Genomic DNA, 21003 nt, shown 5'->3' with positions numbered 1-21003 from the left:
ATTTTTATTTTTTTCTTTGAAAATAGATAAAGCCGGCATCAGTTCCGCCACCATTTAAAGCAATGGCAATATTCACATGTGCAATGGATTCGAGATGTCTAGCATTGATAATGTTACCGACAATAAGGCCGTTGAAACCGGCTTCATCAGCAAGATTTTTAATAATATCCGCTGCTTCCGGATCATCCGACGCAATGAATGCCGTAAGTTTCTGACCATGAAAAGTTTGTTTTTCAATTGGCATTACATCTGCAAAAATTGTGTTGAATGCTTTTACGACCTTACTTTCGGGAAGTAGTTTAGCGGTTTGTTCGCCGCCGCTGTTTTCGCCTAAAAACAATGGTGACCAGTCTTGAATATTAATTGGGTTGGTAACATCCACTACAATTTTATTTTTTAAGGCCTCTTTATTTGTGGTAAGAACTCCTTCCATTGCAGAAAACGGAATAGCACAAAAAACAATTTCCCCATAATGGCATGCTTCAGCAATGGATAACAGTTGATCCTGAGGGTTTTGGGTTCCATATTTTACATTATGGCCTGCTTTTTCGAATAAGTTTCCCAAGTTTGATGCAACATTACCTGCTCCTATAAAACTGATTTTCATATAGTTTTGTATTTTTTTATTGAAATGTAAATTTGATATAATATATTTGTTCATACAAGTAGTTACAAAATTGTAAGTACTGCAACAAATGATGAACAACAGAAAAGAAACCTCCGTAAGCCTCGAAAATGAGGAAATATTAAAATCAGATTGTCCTTTTATATATGCCATCTCTTTAATGGGAAAGCGCTGGAAACCCGCTATACTTTGGAAAATGATGGATGGCTGCTCCCGATTCGGACAGTTTAAAAAAGCAATACCTCAGATCAGCGAAAAAATGCTTACGCAGCATCTCCGCGAGTTGGAAGAGGACGACCTTATTACAAGAACCGTTTTTTCTAAACAACCTTTAAGAGTGGAGTACAGTCTCACCGAAACAGGTAAATCCTTGTACCCTATACTTTATCAGCTCAATAAATGGGCAGAGATCAACCGTAAAACCAGGCATTCCGTGGTAGAATAATTCAATTATTTTTAGTACAGAAAGAAATGATTTTCTTTTGCCAGCTAGCAGAATTTTCCGTCATTTGTGAAAAGATTTTTTTCGAAAATTGATATATGGAAAAAGCTGTTCTTATAACTATTGGTGACGAAATCCTTTCCGGAAACACGGTGGATACCAATTCTAACTTCATTGCTGCCGAACTTAAAAATATTGGAATAAAAGTTTCACAGATCTTTACGATTTCAGATGAAATTGAGACCATTAAAAAAACAATACAGGCTGCGCTTGAAATTGGAGATCTTGTTATCACAACGGGCGGTTTGGGCCCGACCAGGGATGATAAAACAAAAAAAGCCATCGCAGAATTTTTTAATGATGAAATTGCTCTGGATGAGGTTACTTTCAATCATCTTAAACATTATATGGAAAAACGCGGCCGCCTCGAAATTCTGGAGAGGAACTGTGAGCAGGCTTTTGTTCCTACAAAATCTACGGTTTTTCAGAACCATTTCGGTACCGCACCGTGCATGATGATGGAGCAGGACGGGAAACTGCTGTTTAGCCTTCCGGGTGTTCCTTATGAAGTAAAACCATTAATAAAAGATCAGATAATTCCTTATTTACAGCAAAAATTTAACTTGCATTACATTTCAACAAGAATTGTTTCCGTTGTCGGTATTCCTGAAAGTATTCTGGCGGATACAGTTGAGGATTGGGAACTTGCCCTGCCCGAAAACCTGTCACTGTCCTACCTTCCGGTGGGAACCCGTGTAAAATTGAGGCTTACAGCCACCGGTGAAAATGAACCGGCTTTACAGCAACAACTGGAAGAGGAAATCCAAAAGCTTCTGCCTTTGATAAAAGACAATGTTATCGCAACTTCTGAAGATAAAATTGAAAAGATTTTAGGTGAAATACTGAATGAAAAAAAATTAACGGTTTCTACCGCAGAAAGCTGTACCGGTGGAGAACTCGCTAAATTAATAACTTCAAATTCCGGAAGCTCAAAATATTTTCTCGGCGGAATTGTAACGTATGCCACGGAGAAAAAAGTGGAAATTTTAAAGGTTAAACAAGAAACAATAGATCAGTTTACCGTTGTAAGCGAACAGGTGGCGGCGGAAATGGCGGAAGGCTGCCAGAAATTGTTTAAAACGAATATTTCACTGTCTACCACAGGTGTTGCAGGCCCCGGAAAAGGGGAGGACGGAAAAGAGGTGGGGACAGTTTTTTATACCATCCGGGTAGATGAAAAAGTGGTCACTTCAAAATTGTATATGCCTCATCTTGACAGGCTTGACTTTATGTATTTCGTTTCCCAGAAAATTATTCAGGATCTTGTGGGAATTTTAATTGCGGAGTAAAAGGTTTATAAAAAGCTTAAGCAGGTTTTATTTTAAAGCAAAATAAGCTGTTAATAGACATTTAAAAAAATAATAAATTTCCAGTAACAAATTTTAGATAAAATATACTTATTGTATAAATTGAATTATAATGAAAAAAATAACACTTTCTCTTTTTTTAATAGCAGGGATTTGTTCACAAAATACGGTGAGCGCCCAGGCTAGTTCTGTGAAAGCTGCAGTGAATACAGATAACGGTCTGGATATTAGCCTGATGGATAAATCTGTACGTCCTCAGGATGATTTTTATAACTACGTAAGCGGAATCTGGATGAAAACCGCTAAAATCCCTTCTGATAAACCAACATGGGGAAGTTTTAACAAGCTGGCTGAAGATACGGATAACAATTCCATGACCATCCTGAATTCTCTTTTAAAAGATAAGTTTGCAGACGGTACGGAAGGTAAAAAAATCCAGGATCTGTATGCTACGTATATGAACATGCAGAAGAGAAATGCAGACGGAATCAAACCTATTCAGGATAACATCAGTAAAATTGATGCCATTAAAAACCTTAATGATCTTCAGAATTATCTAACTTCTGTTACTAAAGAAGGAGAAAATACGTTTTACGGATGGGGAGTTGATGCAGATTTAAAAGATTCTAAAATGAATGCGGTTTACTTAGGAAATGCATCTCTTGGTTTAGGAAGAGATTATTACCAGAAAGTAAACGAAAAAAATACGGAAGCTCTTGCAGAATATACAAAATATGTAGCTTCTATGCTTAAAGAATTGGGTTACAAAAATGCCGACGCAGCCGCAAAAGGAATTGTAGACTACGAAAAAAGCATTGCAAAAACCTACCTTACCAACGAGCAGAGCCGCGATAATACTCTTCAGTATAACCCAAGAACAATGGCTGAACTTAAGACATTGGTAAAAGGAGTAGATCTGCCGGCTTATCTTAAAAAAGTAGGCGTAACTACTGATAAGGTAATCATCGGTGAGATCGGATATTATAAAGATTTCGACAAATTGGTAAGCGAAAAAAATCTTCCTGTAATCAAGGATTATCTTAAATTCCACATGATTCACGGAAGTGCTTCATATTTAAGCGAAAAGCTGGGTGATATGAAATTTGCTTTTTATGGTAAATATTTGAGAGGCCAGCAGGAGCAGAGAGCATTGAACAAAAGAGGTTATGAATTAATTAACGGAACTTTGGGTGAAGCTTTCGGAAAGTTATATGTTGAAAAATATTTCCCGGCAGAAGCAAAGGCTCAGATGGTTGAGTTAATTGATTACTTAAAGAAAAGCTTCGCTGTTCACATCAACGGATTAACATGGATGTCTTCCACAACGAAGGAAAAAGCAATGCAGAAATTAAACAAATTCACTGTAAAAGTTGCTTATCCGGACAAATGGAAAGATTATTCTAAATTAAATATCATTTCTGAAGCTAAAGGCGGAAATTTATATTCCAACCTTCAGAACATTACGGAATGGCAATACAATAAAGATTTAGCTAAAATCGGGAAACCAGTTGATAAAACAGAATGGGGAATGACTCCGCAGACGGTAAATGCATACTATAACCCGGTAAACAACGAAATCGTTTTCCCTGCCGCGATTCTTCAGCCGCCGTTCTTCAATCCTAAAGCTGATGCAGCCGTTAATTTCGGTGGAATCGGGGCTGTTATCGGTCACGAAATGAGCCACGGGTTTGATGATTCAGGAGCACAGTTTGATGCAGACGGAAACCTGGTAGACTGGTGGACGCCGGAAGATAAGGCCAACTTCGAAAAAGCTACAAAAGCTTTAGCTGCCCAATATGATAAGTATGAGCCGGTAAAAGGAACTTTCGTGAACGGAACTTTCACAAACGGTGAAAATATTGCAGATTTAGGTGGTGTAAACATTGCTTACGATGCGCTTCAAATGTATTTAAAAGATAAAGGAAACCCTGGACAGATCAGCGGATTTACACAGGATCAGAGATTCTTCCTAAGCTGGGCAACAGTTTGGAGAACGATGTCCAGTGAAAAGTACATGGTAAACCAGGTGAAAACAGACCCGCACTCTCCTGGATATTTCAGAAGTTTCGGACCTTTAACAAACGTTGATGCCTTCTACAAAGCATTCGACGTGAAGCAGGGAGATAAATTATACAAAGCTCCTGCTGAGAGAATTAAAATCTGGTAATTATCGATCAATAATATTAAAACCGCTCAGAAATGAGCGGTTTTTTGTTTTTATTTAAAGCTTTTTGACTTCGTGGATTTTACTTTATTATTTTAAGGAGCAATTTGATTACATCGAAAAGCTATTTTTCAGTTTTCGGGGGGTGGGGCGGCAAAGCCGCCGCCCCACCCCCCGAAAACTGAAAAATGAGCTCAGACAAATGTTTCGATCAGGGCTAGGGTGACGGTTTTCCTTTTCAATAGTTGGAAAAATCTCCACAAAGCTCAAATAAAAACTGGAGGCTGAGGCTCTCGAAGCTACCAGTTTTATTTTATCAATAGGAATGGGCTTAGCCCGTTTTCAAAAATCAGCATAATCAAATTGGCTTTGGCCAAAGCTTAATTTTATAAATAATTCATAACTCATAATTCATAACTTATAATTCACCACTTAAAATTGTTCATCAAAATTCGTATATTTGGTAAGTTTGTATTAAAAATCAAAAAATATTTTCAATGAAAAAGCTAAATATTGGAATACTTGCCTTTTCCGGGCTGGTATTTTTAAACTCATGTGGTACGACAAAAACTGCCGACACAGCGCAGAAGCCTGAACCGACAATTGCTGTAGATCCTGTCAAAAAAGAAGTAAAAGAGGAAGGGCTCAATTTATCTTACATGGATACATCTGTACGTCCTCAGGATGATTTTTTTAGCTATGTTAATGGAAATTGGGTGAAAACCACTCAGATTCCTTCTGATAAAGCAAGCTGGGGCTCTTTCAATGCGTTGAGAGAGAATGTGGATGATTCTTCATTGGATATTTTAAACAAAATTTTATCTGAATCTTATCCTGAAGGCTCAGAAGGCCAGAAAATCCAGAATCTATACGCTTCCTTCATGGATACCGGTAAAAGAAATGCAGAAGGTCTTACCCCTATTAAAGGGGATTTAGCAAAAATAGACGCAATTAAAAATCTTAATGATCTTCAGAAATATTTACTGGAAGCTACAAAATTAGGTGACAATTCTTTCTATGGATGGAGAGTAGGGGCAGATATGAAGAATTCTAAAATGAATGCAGTGTATCTTGGCGGCCCGGATCTTGGTTTGGGAAGAGATTATTACCAGAAAGTAAATGAAGCCAATACAAAAACTCTGGCTGAATATCAGACGTATGTAGGGAAGTTATTCGGGGTTTTAGGATATAAGAACTCTGATGCAGCGGCTAAAAATGTGGTAGACTTTGAAAAGCAATTGGCTAATTATTTATTAACTCTTGAACAAAACAGAGACGCCAATTTAAGATATAACCCAAAAAATGTATCGGAATTATCAGGTTTGGTTAAAAATATCAATCTGGCTGATTATTTAAAAGGTGCGGGAGTAAATACGGATAAAGTAATCGTGGGTGAACTGAAATATTACCAGAATATGGATTCTTTTATCACGCAGAAAAATCTTCCGTTGTTGAAGGATTATTTGAAATATCATTTAATCAACGGGAACGCAAGTAATCTTGATGAAAATTTAGAGCAGATCAGATTTGATTTTTATTCTAAATATTTGCAGGGTCAAAAAGAGCAGCGCCCGATGGACAAAAGAGGTCTTTCTCTTGTAAACAGTGTTCTTGGCGAAGCTTTCGGAAAATTGTATGTTGAAAAATACTTCACTCCGGAATCAAAGGCTCAGATGGAAATGTATATTGATTACATTTTAAAATCATTCAAGCAGCACATTAATGATATGGACTGGATGTCTCCGGAAACTAAAGTTAAAGCTCAGGACAAACTATCAAAATTCACAGTAAAAATCGCTTATCCGGATAAATGGAAAGACTACACCCAGTTGAAGGTAGAATCTCCGAAGGCAGGCGCCACCTTATATTCTAATCTTCAGAATGTTTCCGCATGGCAATATCAGAGAAGCCTGGATAAAGTAGGAAAACCGGTGGATAAAACAGAATGGGGAATGACTCCACAGACGGTAAATGCTTATTACAGCGGATCAAACAATGAAATTGTTTTCCCGGCAGCCATTCTTCAGCCGCCATTTTATAACCCTAAGGCCGATGCTGCCGTTAATTTCGGGGGAATCGGTGCGGTTATCGGGCACGAAATTTCTCACGGATTTGACGACAGTGGATCGAGATTCGATGGAGACGGTAACCTAAATAACTGGTGGACAGATGCGGATCGCAAGAACTTTGATGCAAAAGTAGGTCAGCTTGCGGCTCAATACAGCGCTTATGAACCGGTAAAAGGCAGCTTTGTGAACGGTAAATTTACAAGCGGCGAAAATATCGGTGACTTAGGTGGGGTAGCAGTCGCTTATGATGCGCTTCAGATGTATCTTAAAGACCATGGAAATCAGGGACTTATCAGTGGTTTTACACAGGATCAAAGATTCTTTATGAGCTGGGCTACGGTTTGGAGAACAAAATCTACGGATCAGTATATGACGAATCAGGTGAAGACAGACCCGCATTCTCCGGGAGTTTTCAGGGCATTCGGTCCGTTGGTGAACCAGGATTCTTTCATCAAAGCTTTTGATATCAAGCCAGGCGACAAAATGTACAAAGCGCCTCAGGACAGAATAAAAATTTGGTAAGACAAGCCAAAAATTGTTAGAAACGAAAACGCATCAGAAATGATGCGTTTTTTATTTATTTTTCCTAGCTTAGTGAATCGTTAATATTGTTAATTTGATTAATATTTGACGTATTAAATTAAATATTTCAAGAAAAATCTTAACAAAATTTTGTATGTTACAGTTTTTTTTTAAATTTAAACATTGGATTGGTCAGTTATTTGATGCTGATAAAAACAATGCACACCAAAATAAGAAATCTCAAAATAATAATAATATGGCAATGTTTAATTATGGTGTTGGCGGAAACGAGGTAAAAGTAGACGCTAATGAAGCTATTCAGGACATACAGGAAAATAAGTCACTCATTGTGAGCCAGCTTACAACTGATGAATCTTATGTCCCTGAAATTGTAACAGGATTAAAGACTGTGGATGACGTCTTCAAACATTTCCAGCCTTCTGTAGCGGTACAGCATGAAACAGAAGATGGCAACGTGGTAGAAGAAGAATTCCGTTTTCAAAATCTTGCGGACTTCACTCCCAAAAATCTTACTCAGAAATCAGCTTATTTACAACAGCTCAGCATGGAACAGGAACAATACAATAAGATTGTCCGCCAGCTGAAAACAAATAAAATTCTGCGTAATATGCTTGAGAATGATCAGACGAGAGCTGCATTCATCGAAGTATTGAAAGAAGTGGCACAAGAACTTGAAAAATAATCTAAAGACTTTACATTAATCATGGATAGTAAATTACAGCAGGCGGCAGAAAGCCAACAGCAAGGTCAACAGCAGCACGCAGGCCAACCGAAAGGTAATCCGCTTGCCGAACTCAATAAAATAGGTGGTTTTGGTTTTGTAGAATCCGTTGTAGACGGTATTGCAAACATGAACCCGACGAGAAAAGCAAGGAAAGAAATATTCCTTAATGACAGCAATAAAGCCGAAGAAAGGAAAGAATTGCTTCAGAAAATCAATCTTTGGGTAAATCTTCTGGAAGGAAACGAATCTGCTGATAAAATGGCAGATACCTGCAAAACAAAAGCCCAGGCAGCCGAGGAAAATTTAAAGAAAAACTTAAAAAATACACTGGACGCGGTTCGTATGCTGGAAACAAATTACAGAACTGTCGCTCAATTCTACAAAAATACGGAGCTCGACAAAGTAGATAACGTAAGTATCGTTAATGCAAGTATTGATCAGGTTTCAGACCTTGATAATCCTTTATTCATCGATGCTATTGCAGAAGAATTTAAAAATTATTACGACAGGCTGGATCTTAGGGATAATTATTCCATTCTCGCCATTCCGGGCTATTTAGGATCTAATAAAGTCATTGAAAAATGGGCTAAAATCTGTAACGAAAACAAAGTAATGATGGTTACGGATTTTGCTAATCTTGATAAGCCGGATGATGTGGTAGATTTATTCCACTCCGCAAACCTTACAGGTGGTGAATTGCACAGAAGTAATGTGATCATGACGTGTAACTGGCTGGTTGGCCGTGGCAAAGCTGAAGAAGTAGGTGAAGAAGAGAATGTAGAGCTTCCGCCATCCACTTCATTAGCCGGAAAAATCCATAAAACTCTGATGTCACAGGTTGCCGCAGGTAAAAAGCACGGTAATATCAACGAGGTGGACGCCGTAAAATTTGAGCTAAAGAAAAGCGAAATCTCTCAGCTTGAAAAAATGGGCTTGGTTCCTATGGTGAATGAGTATGGTAAAATCATGGCTTTCTCGGCAAAAACATTGTTTACAGGAGACAATATCGGACTTCAGACGTATTCCGTGGTTCGTGTATTTGATTACGTAACTAAAGTTTTGCTTGATTTCTTAAACAGAAGAGCCTTCGAAAACTGGAATGCTAAAAATGAAGATGATTTGAGAAGACAGATTGTTACCTTTTTAGACAGCATCAAAGGTCCGGATAAATTAATTGAAAAATTCAAAATCGTTCGTTTCGAACAAGATAGAGTGAATAAAGACAGAGTATGGCTGGACATTCGTTTAACACCTTATTTCCCTACAAAAAGTTTCGTTATTAAACTGGACGGGCACAAAGGAGATGACGGCAACGAATGGGATGCAGAATACGCTCAGGAATAAAAATAATAAATCAAATAATGAAACCGATGCATTTTTTACATCGGTTTTTTTCTACCAAATCATTAAAAGTATGAGTATCAAAGGCAGGTTGAGATTCTTTTTGCCCTTATTTCTTATCATTTTCAGTGTAAGCTGTGACGACAAAAAAATTCAGACCGATCACAAAATCGATCTCTTTGCAGACGAACGGCAGGAAGGCAAAGCCTATATCATGAAGCCCCAGGAGTGTTTCGACGGATCAGATATGGTGGTTTCTACAGCAAATATTAAACTGGTTGATAAATCCGCAGGCCGTGGAAAATCTATTTTTATTTACAGGGTAAATGCCGGGAATGTTTTAAAAACCACAAGAGATTCTACTGTTGTTTTTCCATTTCAATTTCTTTCTAATCAGGAGCTTAAGCTGAAGCAGGATACCATGTATGTTTATCTTAAAAAGCTGGATGGTTACCGTTTTATCGCCAAAGAAATGAATTTAAAGTATCAATGGCTGAGAGCAGCTCCAGTTTATTCTGTGAATACTGATCGATAATTTTTATCTTTGTACCAAAGAATAAGAAATCTTAAATTTTAAGATGCTTCGACTCCGTTCAGCATGACATTGCTACAAATTTACTCTGATTAAGCAGTTAGTATTAGACGTGTCATGCTGAACGGAGTCGAAGCATCTAATAAATGCAGTAGACAACTTTGGAAAAAACAAAACAAAACTCAAACTTCAAACACATCGGCAATAAACTCCTCATCTGGTATAAAGAAAACGCCAGAGACTTGCCTTTCAGACAGACAAAAGACCCTTATAAAATCTGGATTTGCGAGATTGTTTTCCAGCAGACAAGAATTAATCAGGGGTTGAACCATTATAATAATTTCATTAAAAGATTCCCGGACGTAAAAACCCTGGCAGAATCTGAGGAAAATGAAGTTTTGCTGTATTGGAAAGGATTGGGTTACTATTCCAGGGCTATCAATATTCATAAGGCAGCTCAGCAGATTATGAATGATTATCATGGAGCTTTTCCTCATGAATACGAAGAAATTTTAAAATTAAAAGGCGTTGGAAAATATACGGCGGCCGCAGTTTCAAGTATTTGTTTTGAGGGTAAAATTCCTGCTGTGGATGGTAATTTTTACCGGGTTTTAAGCCGTGTTTTTGCGGATGATTTTGATATTTCAAATTCAAGAGCTTTCAATTATTTTTCTGAGCTGGCTCATTTAATTTTACCTGAAAATGTAGGAGATTTCAATCAGGCAATGATGGATTTGGGTTCCGAAATCTGTAAGCCTAAAAATCCTCGTTGTCATGAATGTCCCTTAAATGAAGATTGTCTCGCTTTTTCACTAAATAAAACTTCTGAATTTCCTGTTAAAAAGAAAAAAGTAAAGGCAGAAGATTTAAGTTTAAAATATTATTTTGTTCACCGAAATGGGCAGTTTTTAATTCAGCAGAGAAAAGATGATTTTATCTGGAAAAAGTTGTTCGAATTTCCGACTGAAATTCCGGATGATTTGCTTTCATTTATTAAAAGTGTAAAAATGGTTAATCATAAACTTACCCATAAAAATTTAAGCATTGAAATCTTCAATGTTGAGGTAGAAGCAGAGGAAATCTGGAATACCTTTATTGCTGAAAATGATTTTACTGTAACTGATGTTGAAGGTTTTCACGAAAAATCTTTCCCAAAACCTTTAGAAAATTATATTCAAAGCTATGATACGGCGTACAGGTTTTTGTGAAAACACGGAATGACAAACTGTGTGGCAATTCATAAGATTAAAACAGATTCTTCCTTCGTCAGAATGACAATAATACAGTTCAAAAAGTGTTCTTTGCTGAGTGAAACGCCTTTGCGAACGAAAAATATGCAGGACAATTGTAACAAAAAATCTTAGCGCCGTTTGCGTTTAAATACTTCCTGCATCTAAAATCAACTCCAATTCCAAAACCATTGAAATCCTGAAATTTGTCTCCCGAAATCTGAAATCTAATTTGTACTTTTGCAAAATGTTTAAAAATGCCTTTTTTATTTTAATTGCACTGCTATTGGTTTCCTGCGGAAAAGATCCTATTCCGAAGCCGTACGGGGAGCTGCGTCTGGAATATCCGGCGCCAAAATATCAGAAATTTGAGAATAATTGCACTTACACATTTGAATACTCTGATTTTGCTAAAATTACGGATGCCAAAAAACCTTGCTGGTATTATTTGAATTATCCGAAAATGAAGGCAAAGATTTTTGTGACGTATTATCCGATTAAGAATGATTTTGCGGCACATATTCAGGAAGCGGAAAAAATGGTTTACGAACATACAATTAAAGCCAGCGCTATCGATACAAAATCTTTTGAATACCCGAACAAGAAGGTGTACGGAAATTTTTATGAGCTCAAAGGGCAGAGCGCTTCCAATCTTCAATTTTACATTACGGACAGCACAAAACACTTTGTGACTGCCTATTTATACTTTAATACAAGACCGAAGCCGGATTCTCTGGCACCTGCAGTAGATTATATCAAAAAAGATATGAAACACCTGCTCGACACATTTGAATGGAAAAATTAATTTAAAATATACTTTGAAAAAATATGAAACTTTTAGTTGTAGGAAGTGTTGCGTTTGACGCGATCGAAACGCCATTTGGAAAAACTGATAAAATTTTAGGAGGAGCAGCTACCTATATCTGTATCACTTCATCTGTTTTGGGAGTGAAATCAGGAATCGTTTCTGTAGTAGGAGGAGATTTCCCGCAGGAGCACCTTGATATGTTTACTAACAGAGATATCAATATTGAAGGAATTGAAATAGTAAAAGAAGGAAAAACATTCTTCTGGTCCGGAAAATACCATAATGATCTTAACACAAGAGACACCTTGGCAACCGAAGTAAATGTTTTGGAAAATTTTGACCCGAAAATTCCTGATTCCATGCAGGATGCTGAAATTTTATTATTAGGGAACCTTCACCCGGGCGTACAGCTTTCTGTTCTTGAAAAAATGAACAGCCGTCCGAAATTAGTAATCCTTGATACCATGAATTTCTGGATGAACACAGCATGGGACACTTTAATGGATATGATTGCTAAAACAGACGTTATTACTATTAACGATGAAGAGGCAAGACAGCTTTCCGGAGAATATTCTCTGGTAAAAGCAGCGAAAAAAATCCACACCATGGGCCCTGAATATGTAATCATTAAAAAAGGTGAGCACGGTGCTTTGCTTTTCCATGATAATAAGGTATTTGCGATTCCTGCGCTTCCATTGGAGGAGGTTTTTGATCCTACAGGTGCAGGAGATACTTTTGCCGGTGGTTTTGCCGCTTATTTAGCTAAAAAAGGGAAGTTTGATTTTGAGACGATGAAATCTGCATTGATCGTAGGTTCTGCAATGGCTTCTTTCACAGTGGAAAAATTCGGGACGGAGAGAATTGAGGAAGTTAACGAATCTGATATGTTCGCCAGATTGAGACAATTCAAGGAATTAACGACTTTCGACGTTGAACTACAATAAATACGTCTTTTTAAGAAATATTTATAATAAAAAATTTAGTGTAATTCATTAAGAATTCTAAATTTGCAACTTGTTTAAAATAGTAAAATGATAAATAAATTAAAGATCACTTTTCTTTTTGGAATTTTCGTCCTGTTGTTCGCAACAAATATGATGAAAGCTCAGCTGAAACAAGGAGAATTAGTGGATGGTATTGCTGCTGTAATCGGTGATGAAATTGTGCTGGAGTCTGATGTGAATGAGCAGATGAACTATGCAAAGCAGCAGGGAGCTTCTAATATCGATAAGTGTGAGTTTTTGGAAAACCTTCTTAACAACAAACTTCTTGTTTATGAAGCTAAAAAAGATACTTTAATTGAAAACCGTATTGCAGCCATAAAAGAGCAGGCTAATGCAAAATATCAGCAGTTGCTTTCTCAGTTTCCTGACGAAAAAACAATGTTGGCCGCTTATAAGTTCAGAAACGGGTATGAAATGAAAAACGCCATCGAGAAAATCGATACGGATACATATTACGGACAGGCTAAATATCAGAGGGTTACAGAAAAAGCGGACGTTACACCAAATGAGGTAACAGATTTCTACAATATGTACAAAGCTCAGCTGCCGGAAATCAAGGATGAGGTTTCTTTATCCCAGATCATGATGTATCCTAAGCTTACGGAAGCTCATAAACAAGACCTTATCAACAGGCTTAAGAAAATCAAAAAAGACATCGAAGGAGGTGAAAGCTTTGAAAGCCAGGCAAGAATTTATTCTGAAGACCCGGGTTCAGCTTCGAACGGAGGTTTAATGAAAAATATTTCTAAAGGCCAGATGGTAAAGCCTTTTGAGGCTGCTGCTCTTAACCTTCAAGAGGGTGAAATTTCAGATCCTGTAGAGTCAGAGTTTGGGTATCATATTATCCAATTGGTGAAAAGATCAGGAAAGATTTATGATGCAAGACATATCCTTTTGATGGCAACTCCTACAGATGAAGAGGTTAAAACTGCAAAAGCAAAGCTGGACAGTATCAGAGGATTGATCAGCAGTGGTAAAATCACTTTCAAAGATGCGGCTTTCAAATTTTCTGATGATAAAAGAACAAAGTTCAATGCCGGGGTGATTCCTGGTTCAGACGGTTCTAATAAAATTGAAAGAGAAAGTATTCCCGGAACCATCAGCTACGAATTGGCAGGTTTAAACAAAGGGGACATCACGCCGGCTTTTGATGATGAAGATGAAAGAAAAAGAAAAGTGGCAAAAATTGTGAAGATTGAAGACGTAATCCCAGCTCACCAGATCACACTGGAGACGGATTACGACAGGATCAAGCAGATGGCGCTTAATAAAAAACGAAATGAAATGGTAGAAAAGTTTGTGAATTCAAAACTTCCTACAACATTTATTTCCATAGACGGGCGTTACGACACCTGCAGCTTTAAAGGAAGCTGGAAAAAAGATTCAGTTAAAAAATAATACGAAAACCTTCAGATTTCTGGAGGTTTTTTTATGTATGAATCTTTCACAAACCCCTATTTTTAGTATTTTTACAGTATGAGCAATTTTATAGATTTTAATTCTGCTAAAAAACTTCACGACATGCAGCAAAGCCAAAATAGAGTTACACAACTGTTTAATATTCAATATCCCATTATACAGGCAGGAATGATCTGGCATTCCGGATGGAGGCTGGCTTCTGCAGTTTCCAACTGTGGTGGTCTGGGATTAATCGGCGCAGGAAGCATGTATCCGGACGTTTTAAGGGAAAACATTCAAAAATGTAAGCAGGCTACCAACAAACCTTTTGGGGTGAATGTTCCCATGCTTTACCCTAATCTTGATGAAGTTATTCAGATTATTTTGGAAGAAGGGGTTAAAATTGTTTTTACATCAGCCGGAAATCCTAAAACTTATACTGAAACTTTGCAGAAAGAAGGGTTAAAAGTAGCACACGTTGTTTCTTCAACAAAATTCGCCATGAAATGCGAGGATGCCGGAGTAGATGCCATTGTTGCAGAGGGCTTTGAGGCAGGAGGGCATAATGGAAGGGATGAAACGACTACTTTTTGTTTAATTCCAAATGTCAGAAAACATATTTCAAAACCATTAATTGCGGCAGGCGGAATTGCGCTGGGTTTACAGATGAAAGCAGCCATGATTCTTGGTGCAGACGGTGTTCAGATCGGTTCGCGTTTTGCAGCAACCGTTGAGGCCAGTGCCCACGAAAATTGGAAAAAGAAAATTACCGAGCTTCAGGAAGGGGATACTCATTTGACATTGAAGGAATTAGCGCCTGTAAGAATGGTTAAAAACAAATTCTTCAATGAGCTGGAAGAAATCTACAATATAGGACGGAATAAAGAATCCCTCATCGCATCTTTAGGCAGAGCAAGGGCAAAACGCGGAATGTTTGAAGGTGATATGGAAGAGGGTGAACTGGAAATCGGGCAGGTTTCAGCTTTAATTGATGATGTTCTTCCGGTAGAAACGGTTTTCCAAAACTTATTGAAAGAATTTGAAGAAGCAGGGAATCCGGGTTTATAATTGTTTACAAAGCAGAAGTAAAATCATTATTAAGTCTCTTTGCAACATCAAAATTCCCCTCCTCCGGAGGGGTGGCGAAAATTCAAAGAATTTTTGATGGGGTGGTAATAATATAAATCAATCAAATAAATCTAAAGCATTCCTATTTCACACAAAAGATTCTCTCTCGCCTGAACTTCATATTTTTCTCTGAATTCTTTCGTCTTGAAAATATTTTCCAATTCAAGAAAATGTTTCAGGACTTTTTTTCTTCCCGGTTTGTAAAGAAGATCAGGATAAATAGAATATTCTTTTCTAATCTGTTTTGTATAGTCTACATAGATTTTGGGATCTTTTCCCAAAATCGAAAGATCAGCATCCAAAAGATAGTTGGTATCATTGTCGTTAGATTTTTGATGAGATTTTGTAGCAATAATCTGCTCTGAAATTTTTTTGAAGAAATCTTGATTTATATTTAATTTTTTCAGAGCACTTATGGCAAATTCCGCACTTTTTTCCTCATTGAATTTTGATGAAGAATTATAAATGATATCATGATAAAAGATTGAAAAAGAAATAATTGTATAATTTTCAATTTGATCTTTTATGGCATTAACCTCTGGAAACATATTCTCAAGATGTTCCAGATTGTGATAATATCTACCTTTCTCTGAATATCTCTTTTCAATTTCCAACCATAAATTTTCAATAAGATTATGATCTTCAGTAAAACGGGAACAGCTTTGGTGGAATCTATATTTTAAATCCATAATAAATATAAAAAAAGGAACTTTAAAAAGTTCCTTGATTTGCTTCGATAGTTGCTTTCAGCTCAGCCCAGCCTCCGCCGTTATAACCGTCTTTCAGGCCTTGGCTGTTCAGGTATTCCAATGCTTTTCCGCTTCTGTTTCCGCTTCTGCAGAAGATCACAACCGGCTTGTCGATGGAAAGAATTTCGTCTTTTCTGTCCTCTACTTCACCCAGTGGAATGTTTTTAGCACCTTCTATATTGCCGTCCATCTCCAATTCCATTGGCTCACGAACGTCGATTAATTCATAGTTTCCTGATTTTAATACTTCTGATAAAGACATAGTTATATTAATATTTAGAGTTAAAAATTAGATTTGATCCATCGAAAACCGGGATACAGTATTTCGATCTTCAAAGTACAAGCAAATTTATAAAATAATCTTAGTTTTGCAAGGTAAAAAGGTTATGAATTCCAACGCTGAAAAATATTCACAAATAATTAAATCCAAGGCAAAAAGTTTTGGATTCCAGAGTTGTGGTATTTCCAAAGCAGATTTTTTGGAAGAAGATGCGAAACCTCTCGAAGCCTGGCTAAAGAATAATTTTCATGGAGAAATGAAATACATGGAAAATTATTTTGATAAAAGGCTGGATCCAAGGTTATTAGTGGAAGGTTCAAAATCGGTCATATCCTTATCCTATAATTATTTTCCGAAAGAAAAGATTTCAACCATTGAGAATTTTAAAATTTCAAAATATGCGTATGCCGAAGATTATCATGAAGTTATCAAAGACATTCTCCGGGAAATGGTTGCAGAATTACAGCAGGAAATCGGTGAGTTTGCATTCCGTGTTTTTGTAGATTCGGCTCCGGTTCTGGAAAGAAGCTGGGCAAAGAAATCTGGAATAGGCTGGGTAGGAAAGAATGCGAATTTAATTACAAAACAAAACGGATCTTTTTATTTCTTAGCGGAAATTATCTGTGATCTTGAACTGGTTCCTGACCACGAAACTACCGATCATTGCGGAACCTGCAGGAAATGTATTGATGCATGTCCTACAAATGCTATAATTTCTGAAAAAATAGTGGACGGCAGCAAATGTATTTCTTATGCAACAATTGAGCTGAAGAACGAAATACCTGATTATTTTAAAGATAAAATGGACGACTGGATGTTCGGCTGCGACGTCTGCCAGGATGTCTGTCCGTGGAACCGGTTTTCTGTACCGCACAATCAAACTAAATTTCAACCCAATGATTTGTTAAAAAATTTTAAAAAAGGAGAATGGAGGGAGCTGACACAAGAGCTGTTTTCAGAAATTTTCAGGAAATCCCCGGTAAAGCGTACAAAATTCGCTGGTTTGAAAAGAAATATTGATTTTTTGGAGAATTCTTCCGACACTATGTAACAACATTTTCGATGATAAGCCCTTATCTGGAATGTATGAAGTTCCAGAGTAAGGCGGGTGATCGACCATTCCTTAAATTTTCTGCTTTAAGGAGGTTAAAGATTTTTATCAGGTAAAAGGTATGTAAGCCTTTCCTAAAAAGAAAAATTGACTTTCATGAGATCAAATCCCACCGAAAATCAACGTTTTTTCTGTATTCTTTTTGGAGCTACTTTTACTCTTACTTTAAATCTTTTGTTGGACTTAGTGTTTTTGTGCATATTTGTGAATATTTTGTACTTAAATTTAGCGAAAATTTCGATTAAAACAAATACTTTTACGAAAAATTCAGATTAAATTTTTATTAACCATTTTAACAACATGAATGTGAAAAAGATGCTGTTTCTAATTCTAAAAACTTTGGGAATCATTATAGGAATCGTTGTTTTGTACGTAGCGCTGGGCTATTTGTTGCCTTTTATTGAAGTGTCTGCAAAAGATGACGGTCAGAAAAAAGAAATTCCTGTTTACATTTATACCAACGGCGTCCACACAGATATTGTAATGCCTGTAAAGAATGATCTTCAGGACTGGAGTGCAAAAATTCCTTTTGCCAATACCAAATCCGGCGAGACAGACTACACTTACGTCGGTATAGGATGGGGAGACAAGGGTTTTTATCTTGATACACCTACCTGGGCAGACCTGAAATTTTCAACGGCTTTTAAAGCGGCTTTCTGGCTTAGCGAATCTGCCATGCACTGTACTTATTATAAAAAAATGGTTGAAGGCGATGATTGTATTAAAATCATGATCAGTAAGGATCAATATAAAAAACTGGTTCGGTTTGTAGAAGATAAATTCGACAAGGATGAAAAAGGAAATTTCAAGCTTATTCCTACCAATGCGGTTTACAGTGACAACGATGCGTTTTACGATGCAAAAGGTAAATACAGCTTTCTGGATACCTGCAATACCTGGGCAAATGATGCCTTAAAAGCAGCCGGCCAGAAAGCCGCTCTCTGGACTCCTTCAGATTATGGTATTTTTTTACATTACAAATAAACATTAATGAAAATTTTTAGTGTGATTTTTGTATTTCTATTATTGTTTTCATGCAAAACAGACAAAAAAGAAGATTTCAAAAAAGCAAGGCAGCCTGAAGCTGAAAAGATTGAAATTGTTGAAAAGAAACAGAGCATTGATTTAACCAAAACAAAAGCCAAAGCCGATGAAGCACTAAAGTTTTGTCAGTCAGGGAAATTTAATACGGATTTCTGTATTCTGATTGATATGAGCCTGCATTCCGGCGTTAAAAGGTTTTTTATCTGGGATTTTAAAACAAATTCTGTTTCAAAGAAATATCTGGTGGGTCATGGCTGCGGCTCAAATTCATGGAGTAAAGACCAGTCGAAAGATAAGCCTACGTTCAGCAATGAAGATGGCAGCCACCTTTCATCTTTGGGCAAATATAAATTGCAGGGAAGAGGTCACAGTGATTGGGGAATCAATGTAAAATATCTGATGCACGGCCTGGAAGAAACCAACAGCAACGCGTTGAAGAGATTTATTGTTTTTCACTCGTGGGATCTTATGAGCGATGAAGAAGTTTTTCCCAATGGATCGCCGGAAGGATGGGGCTGCCCGACAATATCTAATAACGCAATGAGGGAAATTGACCCAATGCTTCAGAAATCAAAGAAACCTGTTTTGATGTGGATCTATAATTAAAATCAAAACAATGAAACACCAGCTTTATCGCGAGCAGCAATTGAACTGCGACTTACAAACCGCGTGGAAATTCTTTTCCTCGGCCAATAATCTCTCGGAAATAACCCCGAAAGAAATGAATTTCATAGTATTAACCCATTTTGAAAATGACGAAATTTTTGAAGGAATGATCATTGATTATTTTGTTTCGCCGTTATTTGGAATCAAAATGAAATGGAAAACGGAGATTATTCAGGTTGATTTTCAGAAAAGCTTTACTGATTTTCAGAAGAAAGGGCCTTATAAGCTCTGGCATCACCATCATGAATTTATCGAAAATGAAAATGGTGTTCTTATGAAAGATACGGTAGATTACGAATTGCCTTTTGGTTTTTTGGGGGAAATTGCGCACAATGTTTTGGTCAAGAAAAAGCTTCACGATATTTTTGATTATCGTTATAAAATTTTAGAGGAAAGATTTAACAGATAAAATTATTTATGCTAAAAAAAGCGGATAAAATAAATATTTTCTGGTTTCGAAGAGATCTCCGGCTGGAAGACAATACAGGATTAAAAAAGGCTTTGGAATCAGGATTAAAAGTATTGCCGGTATTTATTTTCGATACCGAAATCCTTAATAAGCTTGAAGATAAGCATGATAAAAGGGTCGATTATTTCCATCAGGCATTACATAAAATTCATGACGAGCTGAAATCCCATAAAAGCGGATTGAAAATATTTCATAATAAGCCTTTGGAAGCGTTTAAAAAATTAACTGAAGAATATTCGGTAGAAAAAGTCTTTTGCAATGAAGATTATGAGCCTGACGCGATTCGAAGAGATCAACAAATTGCTGATTTCCTTAAAGATAAAAATATTGAATTTGAGAGCTGTAAAGACCAGGTAATTTTCGCGAAAAACGAAGTGGTAAAAAATGATGGCAGTCCCTACACGGTTTTTACGCCTTACTCAAAGAAATGGAACGAAACACTTAATTCAATCGGAATAAAAGAATATAAAATTAATTTTTCTCAGTTTTTACAATATAATGCCGGGAAATTTCCTGAATTGAAAGAGATCGGCTTTAAAAAGACAGATATTGAGTTTGAAGTTCCGGTGCTGAATAAATCAATCATTGACGATTATGATAAATACAGGGACTTTCCTCGCATGGATCATACGACGCATCTGGGAATTGCATTGCGTTTCGGAACCATATCTGTTCGGAAATGTGTGAATTTTGCATTAAAGCATAATGAAACCTGGCTGAATGAACTCATCTGGAGGGAGTTTTTTATGCAGATTTTATTTCATTTTCCTAAAGTCGTCCATCATTCTTTCAAAGAGAAATATGAAAATATACAATGGCGGAATAATGAAGATGAATTTAAGCTCTGGTGCGAAGGAAAAACCGGATATCCCATTGTAGATGCAGGAATGAGACAGCTCAATGAAACCGGATTTATGCATAACAGGGTGCGGATGATAACTGCAAGTTTTCTTACCAAACATCTATTGATCGACTGGCGCTGGGGTGAAGCTTATTTTGCTCAGAAGCTATTGGATTATGAATTGTCTTCCAATAACGGGAACTGGCAGTGGGCAGCAGGTTGCGGCTGCGATGCAGCGCCTTATTTCAGGGTTTTTAATCCGTACGAACAGACCAAAAAGTTTGATAAAGATTATAAGTATATCAAAACCTGGCTCACTGATGAAGATCTCAACCGGGAAGCTGTGGTAGAACACACTTTTGCGAGGCAGCGTGCACTGGAGGTCTACGGAAAAGCCGTCAAAAATTAGAATAAATAATAAGTCGCTTATGGTGGCTTTTTTTATGTTAAAATTTAAAAGATTTGTCCA

Annotated in this window: 20 protein-coding genes; 17 read left to right on the top strand and 3 right to left on the bottom strand. The window is 36.9% G+C overall.

Translation table 11 applies throughout. From position 1 onward, the window contains the following. Positions 1–4: 4 nt before the first annotated feature. Positions 5–607 carry an NADPH-dependent F420 reductase gene (locus H560_RS0104845; protein WP_027379006.1) on the bottom strand — a complete coding sequence of 201 codons (603 nt, stop codon included), beginning with the start codon at positions 605–607 and terminating at the stop codon, positions 5–7. A gap of 88 nt (positions 608–695) precedes the next feature. On the opposite strand from H560_RS0104845, the gene H560_RS0104840 reads away from it, so the two are divergent. The 12 genes from H560_RS0104840 to H560_RS0104785 all read left to right on the top strand — a co-directional run bounded on the left by H560_RS0104840 (position 696) and on the right by H560_RS0104785 (position 15314). Continuing rightward, positions 696–1070, top strand: a complete 375-nt coding sequence (locus H560_RS0104840; protein ID WP_081413931.1) for a winged helix-turn-helix transcriptional regulator — start codon at positions 696–698, stop codon at positions 1068–1070. 95 nt (positions 1071–1165) lie between these two features. Then, positions 1166–2416 carry a CinA family nicotinamide mononucleotide deamidase-related protein gene (locus H560_RS0104835; RefSeq protein WP_027379004.1) on the top strand — a complete coding sequence of 417 codons (1251 nt, stop codon included), beginning with the start codon at positions 1166–1168 and terminating at the stop codon, positions 2414–2416. A gap of 130 nt (positions 2417–2546) precedes the next feature. Next, the gene (locus H560_RS0104830; protein ID WP_027379003.1) at positions 2547–4601 is read left to right on the top strand and encodes a M13 family metallopeptidase; all 2055 of its coding nucleotides are present in this window, start codon (positions 2547–2549) and stop codon (positions 4599–4601) included. A 494-nt stretch (positions 4602–5095) separates the two neighbouring features. Continuing rightward, a complete protein-coding gene (locus H560_RS0104825) occupies positions 5096–7189 on the top strand; it encodes a M13 family metallopeptidase (RefSeq protein ID WP_027379002.1) in 2094 nt (697 codons plus the stop codon). A 154-nt stretch (positions 7190–7343) separates the two neighbouring features. Further along, positions 7344–7892: a type VI secretion system contractile sheath small subunit gene (locus H560_RS0104820; RefSeq protein WP_081413922.1), complete on the top strand. Its 549-nt coding sequence runs from the start codon at positions 7344–7346 to the stop codon at positions 7890–7892. A 21-nt stretch (positions 7893–7913) separates the two neighbouring features. Next, entirely contained in the window at positions 7914–9278 is a 1365-nt protein-coding gene (locus H560_RS0104815; RefSeq protein ID WP_027379000.1) for a DUF5458 family protein, read from the top strand. Positions 9279–9348: 70 nt separating this feature from the next. Next, entirely contained in the window at positions 9349–9810 is a 462-nt protein-coding gene (locus tag H560_RS0104810; protein WP_228372421.1) for a hypothetical protein, read from the top strand. Positions 9811–9968: 158 nt separating this feature from the next. Then, positions 9969–11015, top strand: coding sequence for an A/G-specific adenine glycosylase (gene mutY, locus H560_RS0104805; RefSeq protein ID WP_027378998.1), 1047 nt, complete (start codon positions 9969–9971; stop codon positions 11013–11015). A gap of 268 nt (positions 11016–11283) precedes the next feature. Continuing rightward, entirely contained in the window at positions 11284–11841 is a 558-nt protein-coding gene (gene gldD / locus H560_RS0104800; RefSeq protein WP_027378997.1) for a gliding motility lipoprotein GldD, read from the top strand. A 23-nt stretch (positions 11842–11864) separates the two neighbouring features. Beyond that, positions 11865–12788: a PfkB family carbohydrate kinase gene (locus H560_RS0104795; RefSeq protein WP_027378996.1), complete on the top strand. Its 924-nt coding sequence runs from the start codon at positions 11865–11867 to the stop codon at positions 12786–12788. An 87-nt stretch (positions 12789–12875) separates the two neighbouring features. Next, on the top strand, positions 12876–14246 hold the full coding sequence (locus H560_RS0104790) for a peptidylprolyl isomerase (RefSeq protein WP_027378995.1): 1371 nt from the start codon (positions 12876–12878) through the stop codon (positions 14244–14246). Positions 14247–14324: 78 nt separating this feature from the next. Beyond that, positions 14325–15314 (top strand): NAD(P)H-dependent flavin oxidoreductase, encoded by a 990-nt coding sequence (locus tag H560_RS0104785; RefSeq protein WP_228372420.1) that lies wholly within the window; start codon positions 14325–14327, stop codon positions 15312–15314. A gap of 131 nt (positions 15315–15445) precedes the next feature. Here the strand turns inward: H560_RS0104785 and H560_RS0104780 are convergent, their stop codons facing one another. Then, positions 15446–16063, bottom strand: a complete 618-nt coding sequence (locus tag H560_RS0104780) for an HD domain-containing protein (protein WP_027378993.1) — start codon at positions 16061–16063, stop codon at positions 15446–15448. Between the two features lie 22 nt (positions 16064–16085). After that, entirely contained in the window at positions 16086–16385 is a 300-nt protein-coding gene (locus H560_RS0104775) for a rhodanese-like domain-containing protein (RefSeq protein ID WP_027378992.1), read from the bottom strand. 124 nt (positions 16386–16509) lie between these two features. Here H560_RS0104775 and queG point away from each other — a divergent pair, with 124 nt between their 5' ends. The 5 genes from queG to H560_RS0104750 all read left to right on the top strand — a co-directional run bounded on the left by queG (position 16510) and on the right by H560_RS0104750 (position 20943). After that, positions 16510–17454, top strand: coding sequence for a tRNA epoxyqueuosine(34) reductase QueG (gene queG, locus H560_RS0104770; protein ID WP_027378991.1), 945 nt, complete (start codon positions 16510–16512; stop codon positions 17452–17454). A gap of 366 nt (positions 17455–17820) precedes the next feature. Continuing rightward, positions 17821–18498, top strand: coding sequence for a TIGR02117 family protein (locus tag H560_RS0104765; protein ID WP_027378990.1), 678 nt, complete (start codon positions 17821–17823; stop codon positions 18496–18498). Positions 18499–18504: 6 nt separating this feature from the next. Next, positions 18505–19164: a murein L,D-transpeptidase catalytic domain-containing protein gene (locus tag H560_RS0104760; RefSeq protein WP_027378989.1), complete on the top strand. Its 660-nt coding sequence runs from the start codon at positions 18505–18507 to the stop codon at positions 19162–19164. A 10-nt stretch (positions 19165–19174) separates the two neighbouring features. Then, positions 19175–19633 carry an SRPBCC family protein gene (locus H560_RS0104755; RefSeq protein WP_027378988.1) on the top strand — a complete coding sequence of 153 codons (459 nt, stop codon included), beginning with the start codon at positions 19175–19177 and terminating at the stop codon, positions 19631–19633. Between the two features lie 8 nt (positions 19634–19641). After that, positions 19642–20943: a cryptochrome/photolyase family protein gene (locus H560_RS0104750; protein WP_034752215.1), complete on the top strand. Its 1302-nt coding sequence runs from the start codon at positions 19642–19644 to the stop codon at positions 20941–20943. Positions 20944–21003: the final 60 nt, after the last annotated feature.

This window comes from Chryseobacterium daeguense DSM 19388 (assembly GCF_000430825.1).
GTDB lineage: Bacteria > Bacteroidota > Bacteroidia > Flavobacteriales > Weeksellaceae > Chryseobacterium > Chryseobacterium daeguense.
Note: the sequence above shows the minus strand (reverse complement) of the source record. Positions and strands in the feature narration are given on the sequence as shown.

Excerpts from the sequence above, each read along its gene's own strand:
- H560_RS0104750 (WP_034752215.1), top strand. The coding sequence starts at position 19,642 with ATGCTAAAAAAAGCGGATAAAATAAATATTTTCTGGTTTCGAAGAGAT.
- H560_RS0104780 (WP_027378993.1), bottom strand. The coding sequence starts at position 16,063 with ATGGATTTAAAATATAGATTCCACCAAAGCTGTTCCCGTTTTACTGAA.
- H560_RS0104755 (WP_027378988.1), top strand. The coding sequence starts at position 19,175 with ATGAAACACCAGCTTTATCGCGAGCAGCAATTGAACTGCGACTTACAA.
- H560_RS0104810 (WP_228372421.1), top strand. The coding sequence starts at position 9,349 with ATGAGTATCAAAGGCAGGTTGAGATTCTTTTTGCCCTTATTTCTTATC.
- H560_RS0104795 (WP_027378996.1), top strand. The coding sequence starts at position 11,865 with ATGAAACTTTTAGTTGTAGGAAGTGTTGCGTTTGACGCGATCGAAACG.
- queG (WP_027378991.1), top strand. The coding sequence starts at position 16,510 with ATGAATTCCAACGCTGAAAAATATTCACAAATAATTAAATCCAAGGCA.
- H560_RS0104825 (WP_027379002.1), top strand. The coding sequence starts at position 5,096 with ATGAAAAAGCTAAATATTGGAATACTTGCCTTTTCCGGGCTGGTATTT.
- H560_RS0104760 (WP_027378989.1), top strand. The coding sequence starts at position 18,505 with ATGAAAATTTTTAGTGTGATTTTTGTATTTCTATTATTGTTTTCATGC.
- H560_RS0104775 (WP_027378992.1), bottom strand. The coding sequence starts at position 16,385 with ATGTCTTTATCAGAAGTATTAAAATCAGGAAACTATGAATTAATCGAC.
- H560_RS0104790 (WP_027378995.1), top strand. The coding sequence starts at position 12,876 with ATGATAAATAAATTAAAGATCACTTTTCTTTTTGGAATTTTCGTCCTG.
- H560_RS0104835 (WP_027379004.1), top strand. The coding sequence starts at position 1,166 with ATGGAAAAAGCTGTTCTTATAACTATTGGTGACGAAATCCTTTCCGGA.
- gldD (WP_027378997.1), top strand. The coding sequence starts at position 11,284 with ATGTTTAAAAATGCCTTTTTTATTTTAATTGCACTGCTATTGGTTTCC.
- H560_RS0104845 (WP_027379006.1), bottom strand. The coding sequence starts at position 607 with ATGAAAATCAGTTTTATAGGAGCAGGTAATGTTGCATCAAACTTGGGA.
- H560_RS0104820 (WP_081413922.1), top strand. The coding sequence starts at position 7,344 with ATGTTACAGTTTTTTTTTAAATTTAAACATTGGATTGGTCAGTTATTT.
- H560_RS0104815 (WP_027379000.1), top strand. The coding sequence starts at position 7,914 with ATGGATAGTAAATTACAGCAGGCGGCAGAAAGCCAACAGCAAGGTCAA.
- H560_RS0104785 (WP_228372420.1), top strand. The coding sequence starts at position 14,325 with ATGAGCAATTTTATAGATTTTAATTCTGCTAAAAAACTTCACGACATG.
- H560_RS0104830 (WP_027379003.1), top strand. The coding sequence starts at position 2,547 with ATGAAAAAAATAACACTTTCTCTTTTTTTAATAGCAGGGATTTGTTCA.
- H560_RS0104840 (WP_081413931.1), top strand. The coding sequence starts at position 696 with ATGATGAACAACAGAAAAGAAACCTCCGTAAGCCTCGAAAATGAGGAA.